Origin of the sequence: Candidatus Pantoea edessiphila (genome assembly GCF_002933335.1) — a bacterium.
Lineage (GTDB): Bacteria > Pseudomonadota > Gammaproteobacteria > Enterobacterales > Enterobacteriaceae > Pantoea_C.
Genome location: NZ_PDKS01000007.1, coordinates 1 through 3276 on the forward strand (window position 1 = coordinate 1; position 3276 = coordinate 3276).

Below are 3276 nucleotides of genomic sequence, written 5' to 3' on the forward strand. Positions count from 1 at the left end.
ACAAAAACTTGTATAAATATTAGAACCTGGCAGTTACCTACTCTCACATGGAGAAACTCCACACTACCATCGGCACGACGACGTTTCACTTCTGAGTTCGGCATGGATTCAGGTGGTACCATCGCGTTATTGCCACCAGGCTCAAATAAATTTACAATTAAAAAAAACAAAATATAATCTCAAACAAGCTAAAATTTTAATTATTTTAAAATGCTTCTGGTGTTGTGAGGTCAAGCCTCACGGGTCATTAGTACCGGTTAGCTCAACATATCACTATGCTTACACATCCGGCCTATCAACGTTGTTGTCTTCAACGTCCCTTTAGGATTCTTTATTAAAGAATCAGTGAGAACTAATCTTGGGACAAGTTTCGTGCTTAGATGCTTTCAGCTCTTATCTCTTCCGCACTTAGCTACCGGGCAATGCCATTGGCATGACAACCCGAACACCAGCGGTGCGTTCACTCCGGTCCTCTCGTACTAGGAGTAACCTCCCTCAATTCTCCAACGCCCACGGCAGATAGGGACCGAACTGTCTCACGACGTTCTAAACCCAGCTCGCGTACCACTTTAAACGGCGAACAGCCGTACCCTTGGGACCCACTTCAGCCCCAGGATGTGATGAGCCGACATCGAGGTGCCAAACACCGCCGTCGATATGAACTCTTGGGCGGTATTAGCCTGTTATCCCCGGAGTACCTTTTATTCGTTGAGCGATGGCCCTTCCATTCAGAACCACCGGATCACTATGACCTGCTTTCGCATCTGCTTGAATTGTCATTCTCGCAGTTAAGCCAGCTTATGCCATTGCACTAAACTCACGATTTCCGACCGTGATTAGCTGACCTTTGTGCTCCTCCGTTACTCTTTAGGAGGAGACCGCCCCAGTCAAACTACCCACCAGACACTGTCTGCACCCCGGATTACGGGGCTACGTTAGAATACTAAGTATTCAAGGGTGGTATTTCAACGTCGGCTCCATATAAACTAGCGTTTATACTTCAAAGCCTCCCACCTATCCTACACATAAATACTCAATATTCAGTGCCAAGCTATAGTAAAGGTTCACGGGGTCTTTCCGTCTTGCCGCGGGTATACTGCATCTTCACAGCAAATTCAATTTCACTGAGTCTTGGGTGGAGACAGCCTAGCCATCATTACGCCATTCGTGCAGGTCGGAACTTACCCGACAAGGAATTTCGCTACCTTAGGACCGTTATAGTTACGGCCGCCGTTTACCGGGGCTTCGATCAAGAGCTTTTCTAGTTTATAGATAACCCCATCAATTAACCTTCCGGCACCGGGCAGGCGTCACACCGTATACTTCCACTTTCGTGTTTGCACAGTGCTGTGTTTTTAATAAACAGTTGCAGCTAGCTGGTATCTGCGACTAACTTAAGCTAGGAGAGTAAATCTCTTCACCTATATGTTAGCGTGCCTTCTCCCGAAGTTACGGCACCATTTTGCCTAGTTCCTTCACCCAAGTTCTCTCAAACGCCTTAGTATTCTCTACTTGACCACCTGTGTCGGTTTAGAGTACGATTTAATGTTATCTGAAGCTTAGAGGTTTTTCTTGGAAGCGTGGCATTTATCACTTCAGTATTATTAAATACCTCGTCATCACACCTTGATGTTAAGATGATCCGGATTTGCCTAGAACATCCATCTACATGCTTAAACCGGGACAACCGTCGCCCGGATGATATAGCCTTCTCCGTCTCCCCTTCGCAATAATATCAAGTACAGGAATATTAACCTGTTTTCCATCGATTACGCCTTTCGGCCTCACCTTAGGGGTCGACTCACCCTGCCTCGATTAACGTAAGACAGGAACCCTTAGTCTTTCGGCGAGCGGGTTTTTCACCCGCTTTATCGTTACTTATGTCAGCATTCGCACTTCTGATACTTCCAGCATATTTCACAATACACCTTCAACAGCTTACAGAACGCTCCTCTACCCAATAACATGTAACATTATTGCCGCAGCTTCGGTATATGATTTAGCCCCGTTAAATCTTCCGCGCAGGCCGACTAGACCAGTGAGCTATTACGCTTTCTTTAAATGATGGCTGCTTCTAAGCCAACATCCTGGCTGTTTAAGACTTCCCACATCGTTTTCCACTTAATCATAATTTAGGGACCTTAGCCGACGGTCTGGGTTGTTTCCCTTTCCACGACGGACGTTAGCACCCGCCGTGTGTCTCCCGTGATAATATTCATCGGTATTCGTAGTTTGCATCGGATTAGTAAGCTTGGATAGCCCCTTAGCCGAAACAGTGCTCTACCCCCGAAGATCAATTCACGAGGCGCTACCTAAATAGCTTTCGAGGAGAACCAGCTATCTCCCGGTTTGATTGGCCTTTCACCCCTAACCACAAGTCATCCGCTAATTTTTCAACATTAGTCAGTTCGGTCCTCCAATTGGTGTTACCCAACCTTCAACCTGCTCATGGTTAGATCACCGGGTTTCGGGTCTATATTCTGCAACTAAACGCCCATTTAAGACTCGGTTTCCCTACGGCTCCCTTAATTACAGTTAACCTTGCTACAGAATATAAGTCGCTGACCCATTATACAAAAGGTACGCAGTCACATCATTAGATGATGCTCCTACTGCTTGTACGTATACGGTTTCAGGTTTTCTATTTCACCCCCCTAACCGGGGTACTTTTCACCTTTCCCTCACGGTACTAGTTCACTATCGGTCAATCAGGAGTATTTAGCCTTAGAGGATGGTCCCCCCATATTCAGACAAGATATCACGTGTCTCGTCCTACTCTAATGAGCATATAAATTTGTATATTTTCATATACGGGACTATCACCCTGTATCGTTGGACTTTCCAGACCATTCTATTAATAGACAAATTTACTTGTAGCTCTGGGCTGTTCCCCTTTCGCTCGCCACTACTTAGGGAATCTCGATTGATTTCTTTTCCTCGGGTTACTTAGATGTTTCAGTTCTCCCGGTTTGCTTCGTTAAGCTATGTATTTACTTAACGATGATACAAAAGTATCGGGTTTCCCCATTCGGAAATCGCCGGCTATAGCGGTTCATATCACCTTACCGACGCTTTTCGCAGATTAGCACGTCCTTCATCGCCTCTGATTGCCAAGGCATCCACCATATACGCTTAATTACTTAACCTCACAACCCACAAGCATTTCAAAAATGTAGATCTTACATATAATTATTATTATCCAACGTCTAATAACAATGTAATCAATTAAATAATAAATCGTTTTTAACTTGTTCCAGATTGTTAAAGAACTGAAAA

2 rRNA genes are annotated in these 3276 nt (G+C 44.9%); both read right to left on the reverse strand.

Annotated elements, in window-relative coordinates:
• Nucleotides 1-24: 24 nt before the first annotated feature.
• Nucleotides 25-140, reverse strand: a 5S ribosomal RNA gene (gene rrf / locus CRV11_RS03660).
• An 86-nt stretch (nt 141-226) separates the two neighbouring features.
• Nucleotides 227-3146, reverse strand: a 23S ribosomal RNA gene (locus tag CRV11_RS03665).
• Nucleotides 3147-3276: the final 130 nt, after the last annotated feature.